Origin of the sequence: Streptomyces sp. NEAU-W12, assembly GCF_026242095.1 — a bacterium.
Classification (GTDB): domain Bacteria; phylum Actinomycetota; class Actinomycetes; order Streptomycetales; family Streptomycetaceae; genus Streptomyces.
In genome coordinates this window covers 34,693-56,710 of sequence record NZ_JAPJDM010000026.1, presented here as the reverse complement: position 1 = coordinate 56,710, position 22,018 = coordinate 34,693, and the positions used below count along the sequence as shown (strand labels likewise).

Below are 22,018 nucleotides of genomic sequence, written 5' to 3'. Positions count from 1 at the left end.
GAGGACAGGAACATGGGACGAGCACTGACCGTGGTGGACGCGCAGAGCGACTTCTGCGAGGGCGGCGGTGTCGCTGTGGCAGGCGGAGTGGGAATCGCCGTAAAGGTGCGACCTGGTCGGACGCGCGGCGGAGGCCGGGTGCCGGCACGTCGTGGCCACCCGCGACCACCACATCGGCCCCGGGGACCGTTTCTCCGGGACCCCGACTTCACGGCCTCCTGACCGGTGCCCTGCGTGGCCGGCGCACAAGGCTCCGACTTCCACCGGGAGTTCCTCCCCGCCGTACGTGCCGGAGCCCTCGACGCCGTCTTCTGCAAGGGCGCCTACGAGGCTGCCTACAGCGGTTTCGAAGGCGCCGCCGAAGACGGGACGGGGATGACCGCGTGGCTGCGGGAGCGGGGCGTCACCGCCGTGGACGTCGTCGGTGCCGCAACCGGTCACCGCGTGGAGGCCGCCGCCCTGGACGCCGCCGTAGCGGGATCCACCACACGAGTCCTGCTGGACCCGACCGCCGGCGTGAACCACGACACGGTCCGGCAGGCCCGCGACGAACTCCGGCGAGCGGGGGGCGAACTGTCCGGCACGCCGGTGGTCGCGGAGGTTCGGCGCCCCCGCGAGGGCACGTCCAGGGCACACGAGCCTGGAAAGCCGCGTTGACCGGTGAGCGCTACGGAGACATGTTTCCGCAGGTCGTTTCGTTCTTCGTTGACGTTCCCCGGGTCAGCGCCCCGCCTCCTCCCCTCGCTCCACGAGGGGCCGGACCTCAGCCACCGGCTGCACGAGGCGGGGCGTCAGGCGTACTGCCTGGTGTGCTCCTGACCCGGGGTTTCACCGGGAGCGGGCGGGGTCTTCGGGCCTCGCCCTTCTCGGTGTCGGAGAGGGGCCGTCGGGCGGCCGGGGCGCAAGGACGCCGATGCCGTCGCGTTGCCGATGTCGCCGGCGGAGAAGGCCGCGACGCCTTCCGTCGCCTGGTGCGCCTGCCGGCCGTGCCCGCGACCGCCGAGACCATGGGCGGGGACTGGCTCCGCGACCGGGCAGGGGAACGGGAGCGGCTGTTTGTCCCTCGTCCGTGGGGGGACCCTGCGCCTATGGACAAAAAGCCAGGTCGCCGCCGTACGGGGCAGAACCGGATGCTGTGGCTGCTGGACGCCCTGGAGCGTGATCCCAGGGCGGATGCGGTGATCGACGTGCTGACCAGGAGAGTGCGGGCCCTGCCGCTCGGCCGCGCCCGGGACGGGCTGCACGGCAGGTGGCTCGGCCATCCCGTGCATCCCTTGATGGTCCAGGTGCCGGTCGGCACCTGGACGTCCGCCGCGGTACTCGACCTGCGGCCCGGCCGTTCCCGGGAGGCCGGCCTCCTGGTAGGCGTCGGACTGGCGGCGGCCGGTCCCGCCTTGTTGACGGGCGCGGTCGACTGGTCCGAGCTGCATCGTCAGCAGAGGCGGGTGGGGCTGGTGCACGCCGTGGCCAACGCGGCGGCCGTGGGTCTGTACGGCGCCTCCCTCCTCTGCCGCCTCACCGGGCATGCCAAAGCGGGCCGGGCGTACGGCTTCCTCGGGCTGACCGCGGTCGGGGTGGGAGGCATGCTGGGCGGCCACATGGCCTACCGGCAGGCTTCCGGTGCCAACCACGCCGAGGAGGTCCCGCACGTCGTCAGGGAGGGCTGGCACCGGATCGGTACCGTGGACGAGTTCCCCGCCGGCCGGCCCGTGCGGCGCACCGTGGACGACGTGCCGATCCTGGTGGTGCGCGAACCCGGCGGAACCCTCCACGCGCTGGCCGAGCGGTGCAGTCATCTGGCGGGGCCGCTGTCCGAGGGCACGGTCGCCGACGGGTGCGTCCGGTGTCCCTGGCACGGCAGCGTCTTCCGGCTCTCGGACGGCTGGAACGTCCGCGGCCCCGCGACCGCGCCCCAGCCCGCCTTCGACACCCGGGTCGTCGACGGGCACGTGGAGGTCGGCCTGCGCCGGGAGGCCGGGACGGAGAGGCCGGCCGGCCGCGGAGCGGACGGGACGTCGACGGGGACGGGGGCGGGGGCAGGAGAGGACAGGGGCCATGGGCACAGCAGCTGACGGTCGCTTCGCAGCCCGTCCGGGGCGGCGGCTGCGACGTACCGAACGCGTCCACGCCGCGAGGGGAAGAGCGTCCGCTGCGCGGCTGTCCGGCGGCCAGGGCGGCTTTCGGCGCGTGCACGGCAGCCTGGGGGACGGTGGTGAGGATGCGCGGGCGTCCGCTGCAGGACCGGCCCGTGCCCTGGGACGTGGCTCTGACCGCGGTGGCGGCGTCCCGGCTGAGCAGGCGGCTGAGCAAGGCGTCGGTGGCCAGTCCGCTGGGAGTTCCCTTCACTGCGTTCCACGGCCCACAAGGGCCGGCCGCACTGCACGAGGAAGCGCGGTCCGAGGGTGGCAGGGCCACGGTCGGCGAGCTGGGGACCTGCCCGTACCGCATGAGCGTCTGGGTGGCCTCGGCCCCCGCCGCCGGGCAGCTGCTCCGGCCGCGCGCCACCCGCACCACCACGGGGGCGCCCTCCGCTCCGGCCGGAGCGGAGGGCGTTTTACGAAGAAGCTGTGGTGGACGGTCCCGGTCGTCGCGGCCGGGGCAGTGGCCGTGCGACGGTCCCGGCCGGGGAACCGGGCCGACGACCGGGCGGGTGATCGCTGGCTCACCGTGCGCGGCGCCCAGACGCACGGGCAGCGCTCCATCCCGATGCTCCCGGAGCGGATGGCCGCAGGCGAGATCGAGGCGGCCCACCTCGCGCCCCCCTCGCTCCCGCCCGACCGGGCGCCCACGGCGTACGACCTGTGCAGGCACAGGGCCGGCCGCTGCGTCCGTGCCGTCATCCGCCCGGAGTCCCGAGGCGCCGCATGACCGTCAGCCGGGCCGCTCACCGAGTGGCCGCCCGTCTGGCCCGGTGGCGCTCGGCACCGGCCCTCCACCCTCACGGGGTGCTGTGCTCGGGAACGCTGGCCGTGCCCGGCCGCGCGGACGCCGGATGGGGTGTGCCGTGGCTGGACCGGCCCGGCTCCTACCGGGTGACGGTGCGCTGGTCCCGTGCGCTCGGCCTGCCCCGACGGCTGCCGGACGGCCTGGGCCTGGCCGTCCGGGTCGAGGATGCCGACGGCCCGGGCAACGTCCTCGACATGCTGTTCACGTCCAGCCGTTCCGGCCGGCTCGGCCGCCATCTGCCCCTTCTGCGCCCTGACGCCCTGGCCGGGCCGTACTCCACCCTGCTGTCCTACCGGGTGGGTGGTCGCGAACGGGTACTGGCGGCCTTCCCCGTCCCCGGCCCGGGCGGCACCATGCCGGCACTGTGGCAGGAGGTCGCCCGCCGGCCCGTCCGCTTCGACCTGCGCGCGGCCGCCCCCGACGAACCCTGGCGCACGTTCGCCTCACTGTCCCTGGAAGCGGTGCGCACCGCTCCGGCCACCAGCACCGTGTCCTACGACCCCTACGCCCACAGCCTGCCCGGACTGCGTCCCACCGGACGACTGCGCCGGCTCCGCGACGCCGCGTACGCCGGCTCCCGCCACGGACGAACCGCCGGTGAGCGCGACGGGCGGCCGGCGGGTCCCCCGGCGGCGGACGCGGGCCGGTCCCGTCCCAGCTCGACGTAGGTGTGCTCGGGGGGGCCACGCCCGGGGTTCGCCCCCGGCTGCACCACTGGCCGCCGTCAGGGCGCCCTGGGCTCGGGAGCCCGCGGCGGACACCTGTCCCGAGGGCGCGTTCAGGACAACATGAGCCCGGAGAACGGTGTAGACCAGTGAGCGTCACGGAGGAAAGCTCTCCCCGGTCAGCACAGGTCCGCCGAGAAACCCAAGGTCAGCGAGATGCCGCCGCCAGCCGCTCCACGACACGAGTGGCGGGACTTCGGTCACCGTCCGTGCGGGGCGGGGACACGCTACGCCGACGAGTACGGCATCCGCCTGCTTGGTTGACCCGTCAGGAGGAACCACCCGGCCTGCGGGTGTGAGCGGTGGCCCGAAAGCGCCCGTGGTGAACAGACTGGGGAGCAGGTCCGCGCCGGTCGCCCGAAGCGGGGTACCCCGACGACGCGCGACTCCCCCCTCGCCCCCAGGAGGCACCCCCATGACGTTCAATCCGCTGGAGCAGCGGGGTATCCCGCTCGACCGCCAACTGCGCAGTTGGCGTGAGTTGGACGTGGAGCCGATCGATCCGGACCACTGCGACCCGTACACCCGCTGCCGGATCATCACGATGAACGGCATCGAGGTGGAGGCGATCATGTTCAGCCACCACCTCGCCCGCCACACGGTCGACCCGGAGATCAAGCGGCAGCTGGCGCGGGTGCGCTACGTCGAGGCGCAGCAGCAGCGGGTGGTGAACTGGCTCCTTCCGGGCGTCTCGTCGGTGCTGGAGACGACGATCGCCTACGAGCAGGTCGCGGTGGACCTGACGGCGTGGGTGGCGCGGATGGAGCCGGATCCGTATCTGAAGCAGGCGTACCAGTTCGGTGTGCTGGAGGACTTCGACCACCTGTACCGGTACGCGAACCTGTACGAGATGATCGAGCACCGCAAGGCGGAGTCGATCGTCGACGGCCTGACCGAGGTCATGCCCGGCCGGCCCACCAGGTTCCAGCACCGCGACCCGGTCGACAACGTCCGCGACCCGTACGCCAAGGACCGGACGGACCCGCTGTCGAAGCTGCACGCGCTGACGATCATGTCGACGGAGCAGCAGACCATGAACTTCTACATGAACACCGGCCCCACCTACATGGAGCCGATCGCCCGCCAGCTGTACCAGGAGATCGGGCTGATCGAGGAGGAGCACGTCACCCACTACGAGTCTCTCGTGGACCCCGGTGAGACGTGGTGGGAGCAGCTCGTCAACCACGAGTACAACGAGTGCTACCTGTACTACTCCTTCATGGAGCAGGAGAGCGACCCGAAGGTGAAGGCCATCTGGGAGCTGCATCTGAACATGGAGCTGGAGCACCTGCACGCCGCCTGTGACCTGATGCGCCGGCACGACGGCCGTGACCCCGCCTCGGTGCTGGCCCCGGAGCTGCCCAACGTGCTGACCTTCGAGCCGAACAAGGACTACGTGCGGGAGCTGCTGGCCACCCAGATCGACCTGACCACGCTCGGGGCCGGCTACGTGCGCGAGGCGCACGAGCGGTTCGAGCGGATGCAGGAGCAGATCCACGGCGGGGAGGCGCCGCCGAGCGACCGGGTCGTCACGGAGCACGGTGAGATGTTCGGCCGCGAGTACCGGGTCCAGTCCGAGGGCGAGCACCCCGACCCCGCGCAGCGCGAGAAGTAGGGGGGAGCCGAGATGCCCGAGCTGCACACCCCGCACGCGGGGGACGACAGGGCCGAGGACGACGACGTGGTCGCGTTGCTGATGCGTCAGCACGGCGACATCCGCAACCTCTTCGACGAGGTCGAGGCCACCACCGGTGAGGAACGCCGCGACGCCTTCCGCCGCCTGGTGCGCCTGCTGGCCGTGCACGAGACCGCCGAGGAGGAGGTCGTCCACCCCTTCGCCCGGCGCGGCTTCCCCGGCGGCGAGCAGGTCGTCGAGGACCGCCTCGCCGAGGAACAGGCGGCCAAGGAGACCCTCGCGACGCTCGACGGGATGGACACCGACGACCCCACGTTCATGCCCCGGCTCCTGTCGCTGCGCCAGGACGTCCAGGAACACGCGCGGGCCGAGGAACGTTACGAGTTCACCCACATCCGCCGCAGCACCGACACCGCCGGCCTCGCCTCGATGGCCAAGGCCATCAAGGCCGCCGAGGCCATGGCACCCACCCGGCCCCACCCGGGCGTCGAATCAGGCGCTGCCAACCTGGCCCTCGGGCCCGTCGCCGCCCTCATGGACCGCACCAAGGACGCCGTGCGCAAAGCCATGGACAAGGACTGAACCCACGGGACCCCGTCCCGTGTGCGGGCCGGCCGTCGCCGGCACGGGGCGAGGGCACCGGGCGACGACGTCCCGTTCCCGGAGTCAGGCCGCCGGCCCTCGTGCGGGCCGGCGCCCGGCACTCCGCGGGGGTGGACGGCGAGCGGCGGCCGCCCCGTTCGGAAAGGCGGACGCACACCGTGAGGACCCGTGACCACCGGGCGGACGCAGGAAGCACGGGACGGCCCGAGCCCCGGCGATCGCTGCTCGTGTGCGCGCTGATCGGCGCGGCCGTCATGGCGGCCGTGGACGAGATCGTCTTCCATCAGATCCTGCACTGGCATCACTTCTACGACCGCTCCACCTCCGGCGTGGGGCTGGTCTCCGACGGTCTGCTGCACACCGCGGAGTTGCTGGCGCTGGTCGCCGGCTTCTTCCTCTTCGCGGACCTGCGGCGCCGCCGGGCCCTGTCGCCCGCACACGCCCGGGGCGGGTTCTTCCTGGGACTCGGTGCCTTCCAGGTCTTCGACGGCGTCGTCGACCACAAACTGCTGCGCCTGCACCAGATCCGTTACGGCGTCGACCTCACCCCGTACGACTGGGCGTGGAACCTGGCGGGCCTCGCCCTGCTCCTGGTCGGCCTGGGTGTCGTCGTCCGTGCCGGGCGGCGGGGACGCCGGTCGTCGTGACGGCCGGTCCGCTTCCGGCCGTCGTGACGGTGGCCGTCCTCGTGTGCGGCCCGGTCTGCGCGGGGTACGTCCTGGCCGCCGTCGCGCTGAGGCGTCGTGGCGACGCCTGGCCGTGGCGACGGGACTGCGCCTTCGTCGCCGGGGGCGTGGCGCTGGTCTGGGGGCTGTGCGGGTGGCTCCCGGGCGGGCCGTTCACCGCCCACGCGGCCCGTCACCTGCTGGTGGCCATGGCGGGCCCCGTCCTGTTCGTGGTCGCACGCCCCCTCACCCTCGCCCTGCGCGTGCTGCCGCCGGGCGGCCTCCGCCGAGGGCTGGTGCGCGCGGCGCACTCGGCCTTCGCCACGTGGTTGCTGTTTCCTCCGGTGGCCGCGGCCGTCGACATCGGCGGGCTGTGGGTGCTCCACCGCACCGATCTGCTGTCCGCCGCGCACCACCGCCCCGACCTGAGCGGCGTCCTCGATCTGCACACGCTGGTCGCGGGCCTGCTCTTCTCCTTCGCCGTCTGCCAGCGCGACCCCGTCCGCCGTCGGTGGAGCCTGTCGCTGCGGGCGACGACGCTGCTCTTGGCGGGGACGGCCCACGCCGTCCTCGCCAAGAGTCTCCATGCCACCGGACCGCCGGGCACCTCCTTCGAGACGCACGACCTGCGCCTCGGCGCACAGGTCATGTACTACGGCGGGGACGCGGTCGAAGTCGTCCTCGCGCTGGCCCTCGCCACCGAGTGGTACGCGGCCACCGGCCGCCGCCGGGCCCGGCGTGCGGCCCGGTCCGGGCTCGGCCGTGTGCCGACCGGAAGCGCCGGGCGGGCGGGGCCGGCTTCCTGACCCGCCGGCGCCCGCACACGGTGTTCACCGCACCCGGGACCGGGGCCGGGGCCGGGGCCGAACCCGAGGCCGAGGCCAAGTCCGGGGCCAAACCCGAGACCGGGGCCGAACCCGAGACCGGGGCCGAACCCGAGGCCGAGGCCGAACCCGAACCCGAACCCGAGCCCGAGCCCGAGGCCGAACCCAGGGGCCGAGGCCAAGTCCGAGGCCAAACCCGAGACCGGGGCCGAACCCGAGGCCGAGGCCGAACCCGAACCCGAGCCCGAGCCCGAGCCCGAGGCCAAGCCCGGGGGCCGAGGCCGGGGCCGAACCCGAGCCCGAGCCCGGGGCCGAGCCCGGGGCGCCGGTGGCGGGCGCGGTCCGGTCGCACCAGGTTTGAACAGGCCCGCCAGTGGCATTTCACGAGCATCGCTGGGCAGACGGCGATAGGTCCGGGTGCGAGCGGTGACGTTCGGTCCGGAACGCGTCCACGACCGTGGAGGCGCCGCGCGGCAGTGACGAAAGGCCGGTCATGACCACAACCATCGGTGTGGAAGAGGAGTACATGCTGGTGGAGCCGGTCACCGGCCGGCCGGCGCCACGCGCGGAGAAGGTGCGGGCCGCGGCCGGCGTGAAGCCGTTCGTCACCGCTCGGGAGATCCAGTCGGAGCTGCTGCAGGCGCAGATCGAAGTGGCCACCCCGGTGTGCAGCACGCTGGAGGAGGTCGGCGGGCATCTGCTGCGTCTGCGGCACGCCGTGGCCGGGGCCGCGGAGGCGCACGGCTGCCGGATCGTGGCGAGCGGCACGCCACCGCTGCGCGAGGCGCTGTCGGTCCCTGTCACCGACCAGGCCCGCTACCGGGCCCTCCAGCAGCAGGCCCCGCAGCTGGTGGCCGAGCAACTGGTCAACGGCATGCACGTCCACGTCGGCGTTCCCGACCGGCACGTCGGCGTCCAGGTACTGAACCGGATCCGCGTCTGGCTGCCGCTCCTGACCGCCATGTCGGCGAACTCCCCCCTGTGGGAGGGCGACGACACCGGCTTCGCCAGCTGGCGCACCGTGGTCTTCGGCCGCTGGCCGGTCAGTGGCATCCCGCCGCGCTTCGCCGACGACACGGATTACGACACGCGGATACGCCGTCTGCTGGCGGCGGGAGTGATCGGCGACACCGGTCAGCTGTACTGGCAGGCACGTCTGTCCGAGGACTACCCCACCGTCGAGATCCGCTGCCTCGACGTCCAGCTGCGCACGGACGAGGCGGTGATGTTCGCCGGGCTGCTGCGTGCCCTGGTCGACACCGCCCTGCGCGAGACGGCCGACGGCGTCGAGGAGCCGGATCTCGCTCCGGAACTGGTGGACGCGGCGATGTGGCAGGCCGCACGCCACGGGCTGAGCGGTGAGCTGGTCGATCCGCGCGGCCGGCGCCGGCGGGCGGGGGACGCCGTGTACGGACTTCTGGAGCATGTCGGCCCCGCCCTGGAGGAGACCGGCGACAGCCGTGAGGTGACCTCACTGGTCCACCGGCTGCTGCAGCAGGGCACGGGAGCGGACCGCCAGCGCCAGACGCTGGCCGAGAGCGGCCCCGAGGCCCTCACGGCCATGATCATCGAGGCCAGCGGCATGCCCTGACCGCCGGCCGCGCCGGGGCGGCCGGGGAGCCGGTCAGCGGCCGAAGACCTGGGTCCACGTCCAGTCGCTCGTGACCACGCCCACGCCCATCGTCTTCAGCGAGCAGTTGAGGATGTTCGCGCGGTGGCCCTCGGAGTTCATCCACGACTCCATGACGCTCTCGGCGGAGCTCTGACCGCGGGCGATGTTCTCGGCGCCCGGGCTCGGGTGGCCCTGCGCGGTGACCCGGTCGGCGAAACTGCTGCCGTTCTGCCCGGTGTGGGAGAAGTAGCCGTTGGCGGACATGTCCTCGCTGTGCAGCTGGGCCGCCTTGTTCAGGCGGTCGTCGAGCGTCACCGGTGAGCACCCTGCTTGGGACCGCTCGGCGTTGGTGAGGGACAGGACCTCGGCGGCGTTGCCGCCTCCCGGAGCGGCCGCGGGCGCGGACCCGGTGGTCGGTGCCGCCTGGGGGCGCGTCGTCGTCTTCTCGGGCTGTGCGGGGGCCGGGGCGGCGGACTTCGTACGGGACGTGTCGGCGCTCGGCGTGGGTGAGGACTTCGGCTCCCGCGACGCGTCCGGTGAGGCGGAGGCCGAGGACGGGGCGGAAGCGGAGGGCGAGGCCGAGGCCGAGGTGGAGGTGGAGGGTGTCGGCGACGAGGGATCCGGTGCCGTGGCTTTCGGGGCTCCCTCCGAGGCCGACTGCACCTTGTCCGCCCCACCGTCCGGCGTCAGGAGGGCCCACCCGGATATCGCACCGCCGGTGACCAGCAGCGCCGCGACCGCAGCCGTGATGTTCCGGCTCCGCCGCCTGCGTGCGCGGCTCTGCGCGCGGCTGCCCGCGGGGCCGCCGGTCCGGCGGTCCGCGCCGCGTCCCGCACGGCGTCGGCCCGCCTCCACCGTCCCGAAGGGCTCGGCCGGGGAGCCGGCGGACGCCGGGCCGCCCGTGTCCCCGTACGACTCCGCCGCCGCGTCCCCGTACGTCCCCGGTGTCTCCCCCGGCCCCGCCGCCGCGTGGCCCGCGAAGGACATCGGCGCCGCCTCCGCCGTCCCGGCGCCGAGAGCGGCGACCAGGCCCGCCGCAACCGGCACCAGCCCCAGCCCGACCAGCAGGCCCTCCGCCGGGACCAGCCCCGACTGGAAGCCCGCGCAGACCGTGCAGTCCCGGGCGTGCCGTGCGATGCGCTTGCGCCACAGGGCCGAGGGGACGCCGTCCCAGGCCGCGGTGATGTCGTCCAGCAGGACGCAGCGCGGCCGCGCGGACAGTGCCCGTACCACCAGCCGGGCCGTCTCCAGCTGCGCCTTCATCCGCTGCACGCGTACCGCGGTGTGCTGCGGCGGCAGCTCCAGCGCGGCGGCGACCTCCGCCCGGGACAGCTCGCCCGCCGCCTCCAGCCACCACAGCGACAGCAGCGCCTGGTCGTCGGGGTCCAGCCAGCGGGTGGCCTCGGCGGCCTCGCGCCGCTGGCCCTCCAGGCCGAGCCGCAGGATCGTCAGGTCCACGAAGTCGGCACCGGGGTCGGCGACGTCGTGCGCGTCGTGCAGGCCCGACCGGACCGGCCCCGACCGGCTGTCGTTCTCGCTGCGCCAGTGGTGGCGTATCTGGTTCATGGTGATGGCGACCAGCCAGGACCGGAAGCGCCCGGGGTCCTTCAGCGAGCCGAGGGAGCCGAGGGCGCGGAGCATGGTCTCCTGCACCACGTCCTCGACGTCGGGGTGCCCGTTCAGGGCCCGGCCCACGATGTTGTAGACCAACGGGAGGTAGGCGGAGACGAGTTCGTCCTGGGCCCGCATGTCGCCGCGCCGTGCCGCCTCGACCGTCTCCCCGCCGGGTTCGCTGCTCGATGACACGCTCGTCCACGCTCCTTCTCGGTCCTGGCCCGTACTGCCCTGTCACAGGAGGAGAGCCCTCGCCGGGGGCCGGATAACACAAAGCGCGGGAGTCGTTCCCGTCCGCGCGAGCCCTCACGTGCGGACGCGCGTTCGGTCGCCGCGGGGCGAGTGTGGCACAGGACCCCGCGCGTGACGATGAGCGCCGTCACCGTCCGCGGCGCGGGCACACGGGCACGGGCACCGGCGCGGGCACGGTCACCGGCCGGGTCCGCCGGCGTCGGGGCGCGGCAGCGGGCCGCCGCCCACGGTGAAGCCGATCACCGTGCCGCCGCCGGGCCGGCGGACGGCGTACGGGGCGCCCCCGTGGGCCAGGGCCACCTCGCGGACGATGGACAGGCCGAGACCCGAACCGGGGAGGGAGCGGGCGTCGGCGGCGCGGAAGAAGCGGTCGAAGACGCGGATCAGGTCGTCCGCGGCGATGCCGGGCCCCCGGTCGCGGACCTCCACCCGTACCGTGCCCGGCCGCGCGGGACCCGCGACCGTGATGTCGATGGGCGCCGTACCGTCCCGGTCGAACTTGACGGCGTTCTCGACCAGGTTGGACACTGCCCGCGTCAGCATCCCGGGCCGTCCGTCGGTCGTGGTGTCGCCGCTCGCGTGGACGGTGATCTCGCGTCCGCCCCGGCGCCGGGCCAGTTCGGCCACGCCCTGGGCGATGACGGCGAGGTCGACCCGGCACGGCGGCTCGGTGTCGGACTGGCCGGCGGCCAGCTCGACGAGTTCGTTGACCAGGTCGGTCAGCTCACGGGCCTCCTGGGCGAGGTCCGCGACGAGTTCCTCACGGGCGGCGGGCGCAAGCTCGTCGATACGGCGCAGCAGGGAGATGTTGGTCCGCAGCGAGGTGAGCGGCGTGCGCAGTTCGTGGCCCGCGTCCTGGACGAGCCGGCGCTGGTCGTCCTCGGACTGGGCGAGCCGGCCGAGCATCCGGTCGAAGGCGCGGCCGAGCCGCCCCACCTCGTCGTGACCGGCGACGGGCACCTGGATGCCTAGCCTGCGGGTGCGGGCGACATCCTCGGCGGCGGCGGTGAGGACGACCAGGCGGCGGGTGATCCGCCGGGCCAGCCACCAGCCGGACAGACCGGCCGCGACCACCACCGCCATCATCAGGACGAGCGTGCGCTGCTGGAGGGCCCGCAGCAGGTCCTCGATGTCGCTGAACTCCTGTGCGACCTGCACCGCGCCCCGGCCGTCGCCCAGCGCGACGGTCGCGACGCGGTAGACGTCGTCGCCGACGTCGACGTCCGCGTGCACGGCCACCCGCCCGGCGACGGCGGCGCCCGCGACCGCGCGGTCCGCGGCGACCACCGGCAGCCCCGGGTCACCCGGGTCGACGATCCGGCCGTCCGGCCCGAGGACCTGGACGTCCGTCCGGGCGGGCCGCACCAGGTCGTGGCCGGGGGCGGCGGAGGAGAAGTCGACCGGCGCCATCCGGTTCGCCCGGACCGCGCCCCGCAGGTCCTCCACGACCTCGTCGAACACCACCTGCTGGTCCACCCGCAGCAGCCGGGCGGCGGCGTTGTACGACAGGAGGCCGACCAGGACGGTGATCGTGGCCGTCACCGCGGCGAACGCCACCGCGAACTTGGTGCCCAGTGACAGCAGCCGCAGCCGGCGCCGCCCGGCCGGGGCAGCCACCGCGGTGCGCGAGGTACCCGAAGTGCGCGAGGTACCCGGGGCGTCGAAGGTGCCGCGGGCCACTCAGTCCTCCCGCAGCACGTAACCCACCCCGCGCACCGTGTGGATCAGCTGCGGCGCGCCGGGCTCGTCGAGTTTGCGGCGCAGGTAGCCCACGTAGACGGCGAGGTTCTTGGAACCGGGGCCGAAGTCGTAACCCCAGATGCGGTCGTAGAGGGTGGAGTGGTCGAGGACGACGCCCGCGTTGCGCAGCAGCAGCTCCAGCAGCTCGAACTCGGTGCGGGTCAGCTCCAGCTCCCGCCGGCCCCGCCAGGCCCGGCGCGCCCGCGGGTCCATGCGCAGCCCCGCCGCCTCGACGAAGCGCCCCGCCGCGGGGGCGCCCGGCGGCCTGGCCGGGACCTCGGGTGCCCCCGGCGGCGTCCCGGAGGGCCGCGCCTCCTCGGCCGACGGCCCGGCGGGAACGGACGGTACGGGCGGTACGGGCGGCACCCTGCGCAGCAGGGCGCGCAGCCGGGCGAATACCTCCTCGACGTCGAACGGCTTGACGACGTAGTCGTCGGCGCCCGCGTCCAGCCCTTCGATCCGGTCGGCGGTCTCCACCAGCGCCGTCAGTATCAGTACGGGGGTGCGGTCGCCCTCGGCGCGCAGCACCCGGCACACCTGGAGTCCGTCGATGCCGGGCATCATCACGTCGAGCACGAGGACGTCGGGCCGGCTGCGGTGGACCTGCGCCAGCGCCTCGACTCCGTCGGCGACCGCGGTGACCCGGTAACCCTCCAGGGTCAGGGCGCGTTCGAGGGCGTTGCGGATGGCACGGTCGTCCTCGGCGAGCAGCACGCTGGGGGTGTGGGGCGCGGTAGGGGGCACGGGGCCAGTCTGCCAAGCGCCGCCGCGCCCCGGCGAACGACCGGTGGCCCGCAGGCCGCCTCCCGCTTCGTGTCGCGGCCCGGCTTCCCGCCGCGGTCCGCGGAAGACCGCCGGGAGTTCCGTGCCCGGCGCGCCGCGCTCAGCCCGCCGACCGCAGCGCGGCCAGCTGCTCCTCGAACGGCACCACGTTGCGCGCGTCGAACCGGTCGTCGGCCACGCCGCCGCGCGTGACGCCGCCCGTACCGCTGTCCGTACCGCTGTCCACGCCACCGTCCGTACCGCCGGAGGCGGCCGGCAGCGCGCCCATCAGTGCGGCCAGCTCACCTCCCGCCCGCTCGATCCGGGCGTCCAGGCCCCTGTCGCCCCAGTCCTGGGCTGCGGCGTACACCCCGGTGGGGACGACAACCGCGCGCAGGTGGGCGAAGAGGGGCCGCAGGGCGTGCTCCAGCACCAGCGAGTGCCGGGGCGTGCCCCCGGTCGCGGCGATCAGCACCGGCTTCCCGGCCAGCGCCCGGCGGTCCCGTACGCCGAGCACGTCGAAGAACGACTTGAACAGTCCGCTGTACGACGCCGAGAACACCGGCGTGACCACGATCAGCCCGTCCGCCCCGGTCACCGCGTCCATCGCGTCGGCGAGCGCCGGCGCCGGGAAGCCACTGGTGAAGTTGTGGGCGATGTCGACCGCGAGGTCCCGCAGCTCAATCACCCGCGCGTCCTTCGGGGCCTGCCCGGTGGCCGCGGCGGCCAGCCGCTCCCCGAGCAGCCGGGTGGACGACGGCACGCTCAGCCCTGCCGACACGACGACGACGCTCATGCCCTGCTCACCTTCCGGCCGGCCAGCAGCGTGGAGTGGGTCGGCGCGTCGGGCACGTCGGCCGGACGGTCCTTCGCGAACTCCTCGCGCAGCACCGGCACCACTTCCTCGCCGAGCAGGTCGAGCTGCTCGAGGACGGTCTTCAGCGGCAGCCCCGCGTGGTCCATCAGGAACAGCTGGCGCTGGTAGTCGCCCGCGTAGTCACGGAAGGACAGCGTCTTCTCGATGACCTGCTGCGGGGAGCCCACGGTCAGCGGCGTCTGCTCGGTGAACTCCTCCAGGGAGGGCCCGTGCCCGTACACCGGCGCGACGTCGAAGTACGGCCGGAACTCGCGCACCGCGTCCTGGCTGTTCTTCCGCATGAACACCTGGCCGCCGAGGCCGACGACGGCCTGCTCGGGCGTGCCGTGCCCGTAGTGCGCGTACCGGGCGCGGTACAGCTCGATCATCCGCCGGGTGTGGTCGGCGGGCCAGAAGATGTTGTTGTGGAAGAAGCCGTCGCCGTAGTAGGCCGCCTGCTCGGCGATCTCGGGCGAGCGGATCGACCCGTGCCAGACGAACGGCGGTACGTCGTCCAGCGGGCGGGGCGTGGAGGTGAAGCCCTGCAGCGGGGTGCGGAACTTGCCCTCCCAGTCGACGACGTCCTCGCGCCACAGGCGGCGCAGCAGGGCGTAGTTCTCGATGGCGAGGTTGATGCCCTCACGGATGTCCTGGCCGAACCAGGGGTAGACCGGCCCGGTGTTGCCGCGCCCCGTCATCACGTCCACCCGGCCGTCGGCCAGGTGCTGGAGCATGGCGAAGTCCTCGGCGATCTTCACCGGGTCGTTCGTGGTGATCAGGGTGGTCGAGGTGGACAGGATCAGCCGCTCGGTGCGGGCCGCGATGTAGCCGAGCATCGTGGTCGGTGAGGACGGCACGAACGGCGGGTTGTGGTGCTCGCCGGTGGCGAACACGTCCAGGCCCACCTCCTCGGCCTTCAGCGCGATGGCGACCATGGCCTTGATCCGCTCACGCTCGGTGGGGGTACGACCCGTCGTGGGGTCGGGCGTGACGTCGCCGACGCTGAAGATCCCGAACTGCATGACCGCTCACCCTCCAAGTTGTTTACGCTTCAACCATACCGGTGAACGGGCCACCTGCCCCCGTTATTCCGAAACCCGCGTGCGAGGCTGCCCGCATGCTGATCGCCCGCTCCGCCGCACTGTTCGTCCTCGCCGCGATCCTGGAGATCGGGGGCGCCTGGCTGGTCTGGCAGGGCGTACGGGACAACCGCGGCTGGATGTGGGCGGCCGGTGGCGTCCTCGCCCTCGGCGCCTACGGGTTCGTCGCGACCTTCCAGCCCGACGCGCACTTCGGACGCGTCCTCGCCGCGTACGGGGGGATCTTCGTCGCCGGTTCGCTCCTGTGGGGCGCGGTCGCAGACGGCTACCGCCCGGACCGCTGGGACATCACGGGCGCGCTGATCTGCCTGGCCGGGATGGCCGTGATCATGTGGGCCCCGCGCAACGGCTGACCGCCCGGACGGACGAAAGGCCCGACCCGCCCCGACCGGGGCCGGACGGCCCGGGCGGGGCGGGTGGGGCGGGTGGGGCGGGTGGGGCGGGGCGGGGCCGGTCGGCTTGGACGAGGCGGTCGAGGCCAGTCGGCCCGGGCGGCCCGGACGGCCCGGACGGGGCCAGTCGGGGCCGGTCGACCCGGTCGAGGCGCTCGGGGCCGGTCAAGGCCAGTCGGGGCCGGTCGACCCGGCCGGGGCGCTCGGGGCCGGTCGACCCGGCCGGGGTGCTCGGGGCCGGTCAAGGCCAGTCGGGGCCCGTCGGCTTGGGCGAGGCGGTCGAAGCCAGTCGACCCGGGCGGGGCCGGGCGGGGCCGGGCGGGCCCGGGCGGGTGAAAGGGCGTGGGTGCCCCCGCATATCCTGGCCGGGCCCGGTACCGCAGTCGCCCGCACGGAGGAACCACATGGCCGCCGCACCACCGTCCGCAGCGTCGCGCATCGCCGTCGTCACCGGCGCGAGCAGCGGGATCGGGGCCGCCACGGCACGCGGGCTCGCCGAGGCCGGTTACCGCGTCGTCCTCACCGCCCGCCGCAAGGACCGGATCGAGGCACTCGCCGAGGAGCTGAACGCGGCGGGCCACGCGGCGACCGCGTACCCGCTCGACGTCACCGACCGCGCGGCCGTCGACGAGTTCGCCACCGCCTTCAAGAGCATCGGCGTCCTGGTCAACAACGCCGGCGGCGCGCTGGGCGCCGACCCGGTCGCGACCGGTGACCCCGAGGACTGGCGCCGGATGTACGAGACGAACGTCATCGGCACCCTGCACCTCACCCAGGCCCTGCTGCCCAAGCTGGAGGCGAGCGGCGACGGCACGGTCGTCGTCGTGTCCTCGACGGCCGGGCACGCCACCTACGAGGGCGGCGCCGGCTACGCCGCCGCCAAGCACGGCGCCCACGTCCTCGCCGAGACCCTGCGCCTCGAGATCGTCGGCCGGCCCGTCCGCGTCGTCGAGATCGCACCCGGCATGGTGAGGACCGACGAGTTCGCCCTCACCCGCTTCGGCGGTGACGAGGCGAAGGCCGCCAAGGTGTACGAGGGCGTCGCCGAGCCCCTCACCGCGGCGGACGTCGCCGACACCGTCACCTGGGCGGTGACCCGCCCGAGCCACGTCAACATCGACCTGCTGGTCGTCCGCCCCCGCGCCCAGGCGTCGAACAGCAAGGTCCACCGGGAACACTGACGGGCGGGTCCGGCCGGAGCCGCCCGAACCCGCTCAACCCTTCACGCAGACGACCTGCTTCAGCTTCGCGACGACCTCCACGAGGTCCCGCTGCTGGTCGATGACCTGCTCGATCGGCTTGTACGCGCCCGGGATCTCGTCCACGACACCGGAGTCCTTGCGGCACTCCACGCCCCGCGTCTGCTCCTCCAGGTCCTTGGTCGAGAAGCGCCGCTTCGCCGCGTTGCGGCTCATGCGGCGGCCGGCGCCGTGGGACGCCGAGTTGAAGGAGGCGGCGTTCCCGAGGCCCCTGACGATGTACGAACCCGTGCCCATGGAGCCCGGGATGATCCCGAACTCGCCGGAGCCCGCGCGGATCGCCCCCTTGCGGGTGACGAGCAGGTCCATGCCGTCGTAGCGCTCCTCGGCCACGTAGTTGTGGTGCGCGCTGATCTCCGTCTCGAAGGCCGGCTTCGCCTTCTTGAACTCCTTGCGGACGACGTCCTTCAGCAGCGCCATCATGATCGAACGGTTCCGCTTCGCGTACTCCTGCGCCCAGAACAGGTCGTTGCGGTACGCCGCCATCTGCGGGGTGTCCGCCACGAAGACGGCGAGGTCGCGGTCGACCAGGCCCTGGTTGTGCGGGAGCTTCTGGGCCACGCCGATGTGGTGTTCGGCGAGTTCCTTGCCGATGTTCCGGGAACCGGAGTGCAGCATCAGCCAGACCGAACCGGCCGTGTCCGTGCAGATTTCGACGAAATGATTACCTCCACCGAGCGTTCCCATCTGCTTTCCGGCCCTCTCCTGGCGGAACTTGACCGCTTCCGCCACGCCGTCGAAGCGCCCCCAGAAGTCGTCCCAGCCGCCGGTCGCGAAACCGTGCAGGCGGCCGGGGTCCACGGGGGTGTCGTGCATCCCGCGCCCGACCGGGATCACCTGCTCGACCTTCGAGCGCAGCCGGGACAGGTCGCCCGGCAGGTCGTTCGCCGTCAGGGAGGTCTTCACCGCCGACATCCCGCAGCCGATGTCGACCCCCACCGCCGCCGGGCACACCGCGCCCCGCATCGCGATGACCGAGCCGACCGTCGCCCCCTTGCCGTAGTGCACGTCCGGCATCACGGCGAGGCCCTTGATCCAGGGCAGGGTCGCCACGTTCCGCAGCTGCTGGAGGGCGACCTCCTCCACCGACGCCGGATCCGTCCACATCCGGATCGGCACCTTCGCACCCGGCATTTCCACGTACGACATGTTTTCCCCATTCCCCCGAAAAGCAACAGAAGTGTGAAAGCGCAAAAACCGGCGCCAGGATCAACGAAAGGGACTTCGGACCGGCGTTCACGGCGGTACGTGCGATACACATTGTCTGCCGGGGGTGCCCCCGTGCCGCAAACGATTAACCAGCGGGGACACTGGTAGACCCGGCGGGCCGAGGCCCGCGCCCACCGTCGAGAGGAGCCCGGCCGTGCAGCGGAGGGCCTACGTACCCGGCGTCGCCGCGCTCCTCGCGGCCCTGCTGGCCGGATGCACCGGCAGTTCGGGCGACGGGAGCCAGTCGGACAACTCCAACCCGGGCAGCGCCGGTACGGCGACGCAGGCGGCCCAGCCCGGCAGGTACGCCACGCTTCCGGAGCCCTGCGGCGCGGTCGGCACCGAGACGCTCGACCGACTCCTGCCCGGCATCGGGGAGATGACCGACGAGACCCGGCGGACGAAGGCGTACGAGGGCGAGCCGACGCTCACGTACGACACCGACCGCAAGGTGGGCTGCGGCTGGAAGGTGGAGTCGGTCGAGGCGACCAACCGCCTGGTGATCGACTTCGAGCGGGTCGTCTCCTACGACAACACCGTCAGCGACGACAGCCAGGCCGGGGAGCTCTTCGCGACGAAGCAGGACGCGGCCGACCTTCCGGAGCCGACGGCCACCGAGTCCGTGTCCGCGGGCACGGACGACGCCGACGGCGCCGACGAGGAGGAGGGCGGTAGCACGTCCGCCGCTCCGGACGCGTCCGAGTCCCCATCGAGCGACGTCTCCGACGCTTCCGTCACGTCCGACTCCCCTGATTCCTCCGGTTCTTCCGGTTCCTCCGGTTCCGGCTCCCCGTCGCCCACCGGGACGTCCGGGACCTCCGGCTCCGCGTCGCCGTCCGTCCCGCCCGCCGACCTCCAGCCCCGCCTCCTGGACGGATTCGGCGACGAGGCCTTCATCGACGACGAGCTGAGCAGCTCCGGATCGACCGTCAAGCAGCGCACGGTGACTGTGGCGTTCCGCACGTCCAACGTGATCGTGACGATCGAGTACGCGGAGCAGCCGGCGACCGTCGGCGCCGTCCCGGACAGCAAGGAAATGCAGGACAGGGCGCGGAATCTGGCCTCCCTGCTGGCCGATTCGCTGGGCGGCTGAGCCTCGTACACGCCTCCTTCACGGCCCCGCGCGAAGCGTCCGAAGGAGGACCGCACGGAGGACCCACCGCGTACCGTGACACCTCGGCCCCCGTTCTGACCGCAGGGAACACAAGCGTCATGAGTGAAGGAACCATGCAGCGACGAGACCAGCGAGACGTGGGGGTACCTCCCACGCCCTTCAGGCAGTGGGGGAGGACGAAGCGCCTCCACCGCGTCCTTGTGGGCGCGGCGGCCGTTCCGGCGATGCTGATCGTCGCGGGCTGCTCCTCGGACTCCGGCTCCGACGGCGGCGAGGACAAGGCCGCCGGCAGTTCGGCTTCGGCGTCCGCGAGCCCGTCCCCGACGGTGCGCGCGGCGGTGTACAAGGACCTGCCGGACGCGTGCGACGTCCTGTCCGGGAAGACCCTGGACGACCTCGTCCCGAAGGCGAAGTCGGGCAAGGAGAGCCAGTCCGACGACATCTCGACGCGGGCCGGATGCTCCTGGGACAGCCTCGCCAACAACGGTGTGGACGGCTCGCAGTTCCGCTGGCTGAGCGTGTCGCTGCTGCGCTTCGAGTCGGACACCACGCGTGGCGCGGGCGACGAACTGGCCAAGGAGCACTACGACAAGCAGGTCGAGGACGTCCAGGCCGCCGAGGACGCCAAGGGCACGAAGGCGGAGCCGGTCACGGGTACCGGCGACGAGGCGACGGCCGTGCGCTACGACCTGAAGAAGAAGGAAGGCACCTTCAAGCAGCAGACGGTCGTGGCCCGCGTCGAGAACGTGGTCATCACCCTCGACTACAACGGGGCGGGTCTCGCCGGCGACAAGACGCCGAGCGCCGACGACCTGATGAAGGACGCGAAGAAGGCCGCGAAGGAAGCGGTGACGAGCGTGACCGGGTCCAAGGGCGGCAAGGACGACGGCGGGTCCGGGTCCGGCGAGAGCGCTTCGCCGTCGAAGTCGGCGTCCTCCTCGGCGCCGTCCGAGGACTGAGGCCGGGCGGCCACGGCGACGTGCACGAAGGCGCGTGGTGAGGCTCCGATACGGAACCGGCCACTCGTTCTCCGCACACATGTGCCACTCTGTTGCGCGCAACAACACGCTTGAGGAGGGGAGTACGGGTGGCAGCGCCCATTCAGCTGACACGGACGCACCGGATTCTCATCGGCGTGGTCGTCGCCGGAGCCGTGGTCATCGCCGGCATCGGCTTCGCGGGGTCGTACGCGGCCGTCCGTGAACTGGCCCTGCAGAAGGGCTTCGGCAACTTCAGCTACGTGTTCCCGATCGGTATCGACGCGGGCATCTGCGTCCTGCTGGCCCTGGATCTGCTGCTGACCTGGATCCGTATCCCCTTCCCGCTGCTGCGTCAGACGGCGTGGCTGCTGACGGCGGCGACGATCGCCTTCAACGGCGCGGCGGCCTGGCCGGATCCGCTCGGCGTGGGCATGCACAGTGTGATCCCCGTCCTGTTCGTGGTGTCCGTGGAGGCGGCCCGGCACGCGGTCGGCCGGATCGCCGACATCACCGCGGACAAGCACATGGAGGGCGTCCGCCTCACCCGGTGGCTGCTCTCGCCGATCCCCACGTTCCTGCTGTGGCGGCGGATGAAGCTGTGGGAGCTGCGCTCCTACGACCAGGTCATCAAGCTGGAGCAGGAACGTCTCGTCTACCAGGCCCGCATGCGCTCCCGCTTCGGCCGGAGCTGGCGCCGCAAGGCCCCGGTGGAGTCCCTGATGCCGCTGCGCCTGGCCAAGTTCGGCGTCCCCCTCGCCGAGACGGCCCCGGCGGGTCTGGCGGCCGCCGGCATCGAGCCGGCGCTGATCCCGCCGGCCCCCGAGCAGCAGGCCGGTGTGGACGGTCCGGCCACCGGAGCACCGGCGTTCTCCCTGCGGAAGGCGGCCCCGCCCGCCGAGCAGCGCCCCGAGCTGACGGGCGGCCCCGGCGACCGCGGCCACCACGGCGCCTTCGGTGACGAGGACGACGGCGGCGGCGGCGACCACGACGGCGCGTACGACGAGGACCACCGCGACGGCGACCACCGCGACGCGCGGGACACCGGGGACCTCCAGGCCTTCCGCGACGCCCACCGGGCCCGCGACGGCCGCGGCCTCCGCGACGTCCCGGACGCGGAGCCCCTGCCCCCGTACGGGCAGCAGGGCCCGAACGCGCCGTACGAACAGCAGCAGCCGCCCGACCCGGACCAGAGCCTGTGGCTGCACGCCCGGGACCCGCAGTCCGTCGAGTACCACGGCGGCTACGACCCCACCTACGACCCCGCCGAGGACCCGCAGTACGCCGCGTGGATGGCGGAGCAGGAGCGGGCCGACCAGTACCGCGGGCAGTTCGAGGAGGCGCCCCCGGTGCAGGAGCCGTCCCCGGAGGACACCGGCGCCTTCCCCATCCCGGTCGTCCCCGGCCGCACCCGTGAGCTGGGCGAGGGCGGCGGCACCCCGGATGCCGAACCGGACGAGGAAGCGTATTACCAGGTCTTCAAGAAGTCGATCAACGGCAGTTACCCGACGCCCCGGGAGTTCGGTGACAACGTCGAGGCCCAGTTCAGCCGGACCCTCCCCCCGGAGGAGACCAAACGCATGGTCAGCCGCTTCACGAACCGCCACACCGCGGAACTGACCGAGGACCACATCGCCTGAGACACGCACACACGGCGGTGGGGGGGGGGGGGGGGGGGGGGGGGGGGGCGCCCCCCCCCCCCCGCCGCCCCCCCCCCCCCCCCCACCACCAC

Annotated in this window: 19 protein-coding genes and 2 pseudogenes; 15 read left to right on the top strand and 6 right to left on the bottom strand. The window is 73.2% G+C overall.

From position 1 onward, the window contains the following. Positions 1-12: 12 nt before the first annotated feature. From ORI94_RS28135 to ORI94_RS28090, 10 genes and pseudogenes are all read left to right on the top strand, one after another. Positions 13-657: pseudogene (locus tag ORI94_RS28135) on the top strand (isochorismatase family protein). 431 nt (positions 658-1,088) lie between these two features. After that, the gene (locus tag ORI94_RS28130) at positions 1,089-2,072 is read left to right on the top strand and encodes a Rieske (2Fe-2S) protein (protein ID WP_266080830.1); all 984 of its coding nucleotides are present in this window, start codon (positions 1,089-1,091) and stop codon (positions 2,070-2,072) included. A 146-nt stretch (positions 2,073-2,218) separates the two neighbouring features. Then, positions 2,219-2,479 (top strand): annotated as a pseudogene (locus ORI94_RS28125) (DUF1360 domain-containing protein); the annotation flags it as partial. A gap of 128 nt (positions 2,480-2,607) precedes the next feature. Then, positions 2,608-2,868, top strand: a complete 261-nt coding sequence (locus ORI94_RS28120; RefSeq protein ID WP_266080828.1) for a hypothetical protein — start codon at positions 2,608-2,610, stop codon at positions 2,866-2,868. Between the two features lie 77 nt (positions 2,869-2,945). Next, on the top strand, positions 2,946-3,614 hold the full coding sequence (locus tag ORI94_RS28115) for a phosphodiesterase (RefSeq protein ID WP_266080827.1): 669 nt from the start codon (positions 2,946-2,948) through the stop codon (positions 3,612-3,614). A gap of 472 nt (positions 3,615-4,086) precedes the next feature. After that, a complete protein-coding gene (locus tag ORI94_RS28110) occupies positions 4,087-5,286 on the top strand; it encodes a hypothetical protein (RefSeq protein ID WP_266080825.1) in 1,200 nt (399 codons plus the stop codon). A gap of 12 nt (positions 5,287-5,298) precedes the next feature. Next, positions 5,299-5,889: a hemerythrin domain-containing protein gene (locus ORI94_RS28105; protein ID WP_266080823.1), complete on the top strand. Its 591-nt coding sequence runs from the start codon at positions 5,299-5,301 to the stop codon at positions 5,887-5,889. A 275-nt stretch (positions 5,890-6,164) separates the two neighbouring features. After that, entirely contained in the window at positions 6,165-6,557 is a 393-nt protein-coding gene (locus ORI94_RS28100; protein ID WP_416237915.1) for a DUF2243 domain-containing protein, read from the top strand. Next, the gene (locus tag ORI94_RS28095; RefSeq protein ID WP_266080819.1) at positions 6,554-7,381 is read left to right on the top strand and encodes a cytochrome c oxidase assembly protein; all 828 of its coding nucleotides are present in this window, start codon (positions 6,554-6,556) and stop codon (positions 7,379-7,381) included. The genes ORI94_RS28100 and ORI94_RS28095 overlap by 4 nt, the downstream gene beginning before the upstream one ends. A gap of 511 nt (positions 7,382-7,892) precedes the next feature. Further along, positions 7,893-8,990 (top strand): carboxylate-amine ligase, encoded by a 1,098-nt coding sequence (locus ORI94_RS28090; RefSeq protein WP_266080817.1) that lies wholly within the window; start codon positions 7,893-7,895, stop codon positions 8,988-8,990. A 33-nt stretch (positions 8,991-9,023) separates the two neighbouring features. On the opposite strand, the gene ORI94_RS28085 is transcribed toward ORI94_RS28090, so the two are convergent. The 5 genes from ORI94_RS28085 to ORI94_RS28065 form a co-directional block, all read right to left on the bottom strand. Beyond that, positions 9,024-10,760, bottom strand: coding sequence for a sigma-70 family RNA polymerase sigma factor (locus ORI94_RS28085; protein ID WP_266080966.1), 1,737 nt, complete (start codon positions 10,758-10,760; stop codon positions 9,024-9,026). 294 nt (positions 10,761-11,054) lie between these two features. After that, the gene (locus ORI94_RS28080) at positions 11,055-12,494 is read right to left on the bottom strand and encodes a HAMP domain-containing sensor histidine kinase (protein WP_266080964.1); all 1,440 of its coding nucleotides are present in this window, start codon (positions 12,492-12,494) and stop codon (positions 11,055-11,057) included. Positions 12,495-12,557: 63 nt separating this feature from the next. Continuing rightward, a complete protein-coding gene (locus ORI94_RS28075) occupies positions 12,558-13,361 on the bottom strand; it encodes a response regulator transcription factor (protein WP_266080789.1) in 804 nt (267 codons plus the stop codon). Positions 13,362-13,500: 139 nt separating this feature from the next. After that, on the bottom strand, positions 13,501-14,175 hold the full coding sequence (locus tag ORI94_RS28070) for a CE1759 family FMN reductase (protein WP_266080786.1): 675 nt from the start codon (positions 14,173-14,175) through the stop codon (positions 13,501-13,503). Further along, positions 14,172-15,257: an LLM class flavin-dependent oxidoreductase gene (locus ORI94_RS28065; RefSeq protein ID WP_266080784.1), complete on the bottom strand. Its 1,086-nt coding sequence runs from the start codon at positions 15,255-15,257 to the stop codon at positions 14,172-14,174. The genes ORI94_RS28070 and ORI94_RS28065 overlap by 4 nt, the downstream gene beginning before the upstream one ends. A gap of 95 nt (positions 15,258-15,352) precedes the next feature. On the opposite strand from ORI94_RS28065, the gene ORI94_RS28060 reads away from it, so the two are divergent. Both ORI94_RS28060 and ORI94_RS28055 read left to right on the top strand, forming a co-directional pair. Continuing rightward, the gene (locus ORI94_RS28060; protein ID WP_266080782.1) at positions 15,353-15,688 is read left to right on the top strand and encodes a YnfA family protein; all 336 of its coding nucleotides are present in this window, start codon (positions 15,353-15,355) and stop codon (positions 15,686-15,688) included. Positions 15,689-16,131: 443 nt separating this feature from the next. After that, complete coding sequence (locus tag ORI94_RS28055; protein WP_266080780.1) at positions 16,132-16,908, top strand: SDR family NAD(P)-dependent oxidoreductase; 777 nt, start codon at positions 16,132-16,134, stop codon at positions 16,906-16,908. Positions 16,909-16,941: 33 nt separating this feature from the next. On the opposite strand, the gene ORI94_RS28050 is transcribed toward ORI94_RS28055, so the two are convergent. Then, positions 16,942-18,135, bottom strand: a complete 1,194-nt coding sequence (locus ORI94_RS28050; protein WP_266080778.1) for an RtcB family protein — start codon at positions 18,133-18,135, stop codon at positions 16,942-16,944. Positions 18,136-18,349: 214 nt separating this feature from the next. Here ORI94_RS28050 and ORI94_RS28045 point away from each other — a divergent pair, with 214 nt between their 5' ends. The 3 genes from ORI94_RS28045 to ORI94_RS28035 all read left to right on the top strand — a co-directional run bounded on the left by ORI94_RS28045 (position 18,350) and on the right by ORI94_RS28035 (position 21,926). Next, on the top strand, positions 18,350-19,288 hold the full coding sequence (locus ORI94_RS28045) for a DUF3558 domain-containing protein (protein ID WP_266080776.1): 939 nt from the start codon (positions 18,350-18,352) through the stop codon (positions 19,286-19,288). A 119-nt stretch (positions 19,289-19,407) separates the two neighbouring features. Next, on the top strand, positions 19,408-20,268 hold the full coding sequence (locus tag ORI94_RS28040) for a DUF3558 family protein (RefSeq protein ID WP_266080774.1): 861 nt from the start codon (positions 19,408-19,410) through the stop codon (positions 20,266-20,268). Positions 20,269-20,396: 128 nt separating this feature from the next. Next, on the top strand, positions 20,397-21,926 hold the full coding sequence (locus ORI94_RS28035) for a DUF2637 domain-containing protein (RefSeq protein WP_266080772.1): 1,530 nt from the start codon (positions 20,397-20,399) through the stop codon (positions 21,924-21,926). Positions 21,927-22,018: the final 92 nt, after the last annotated feature.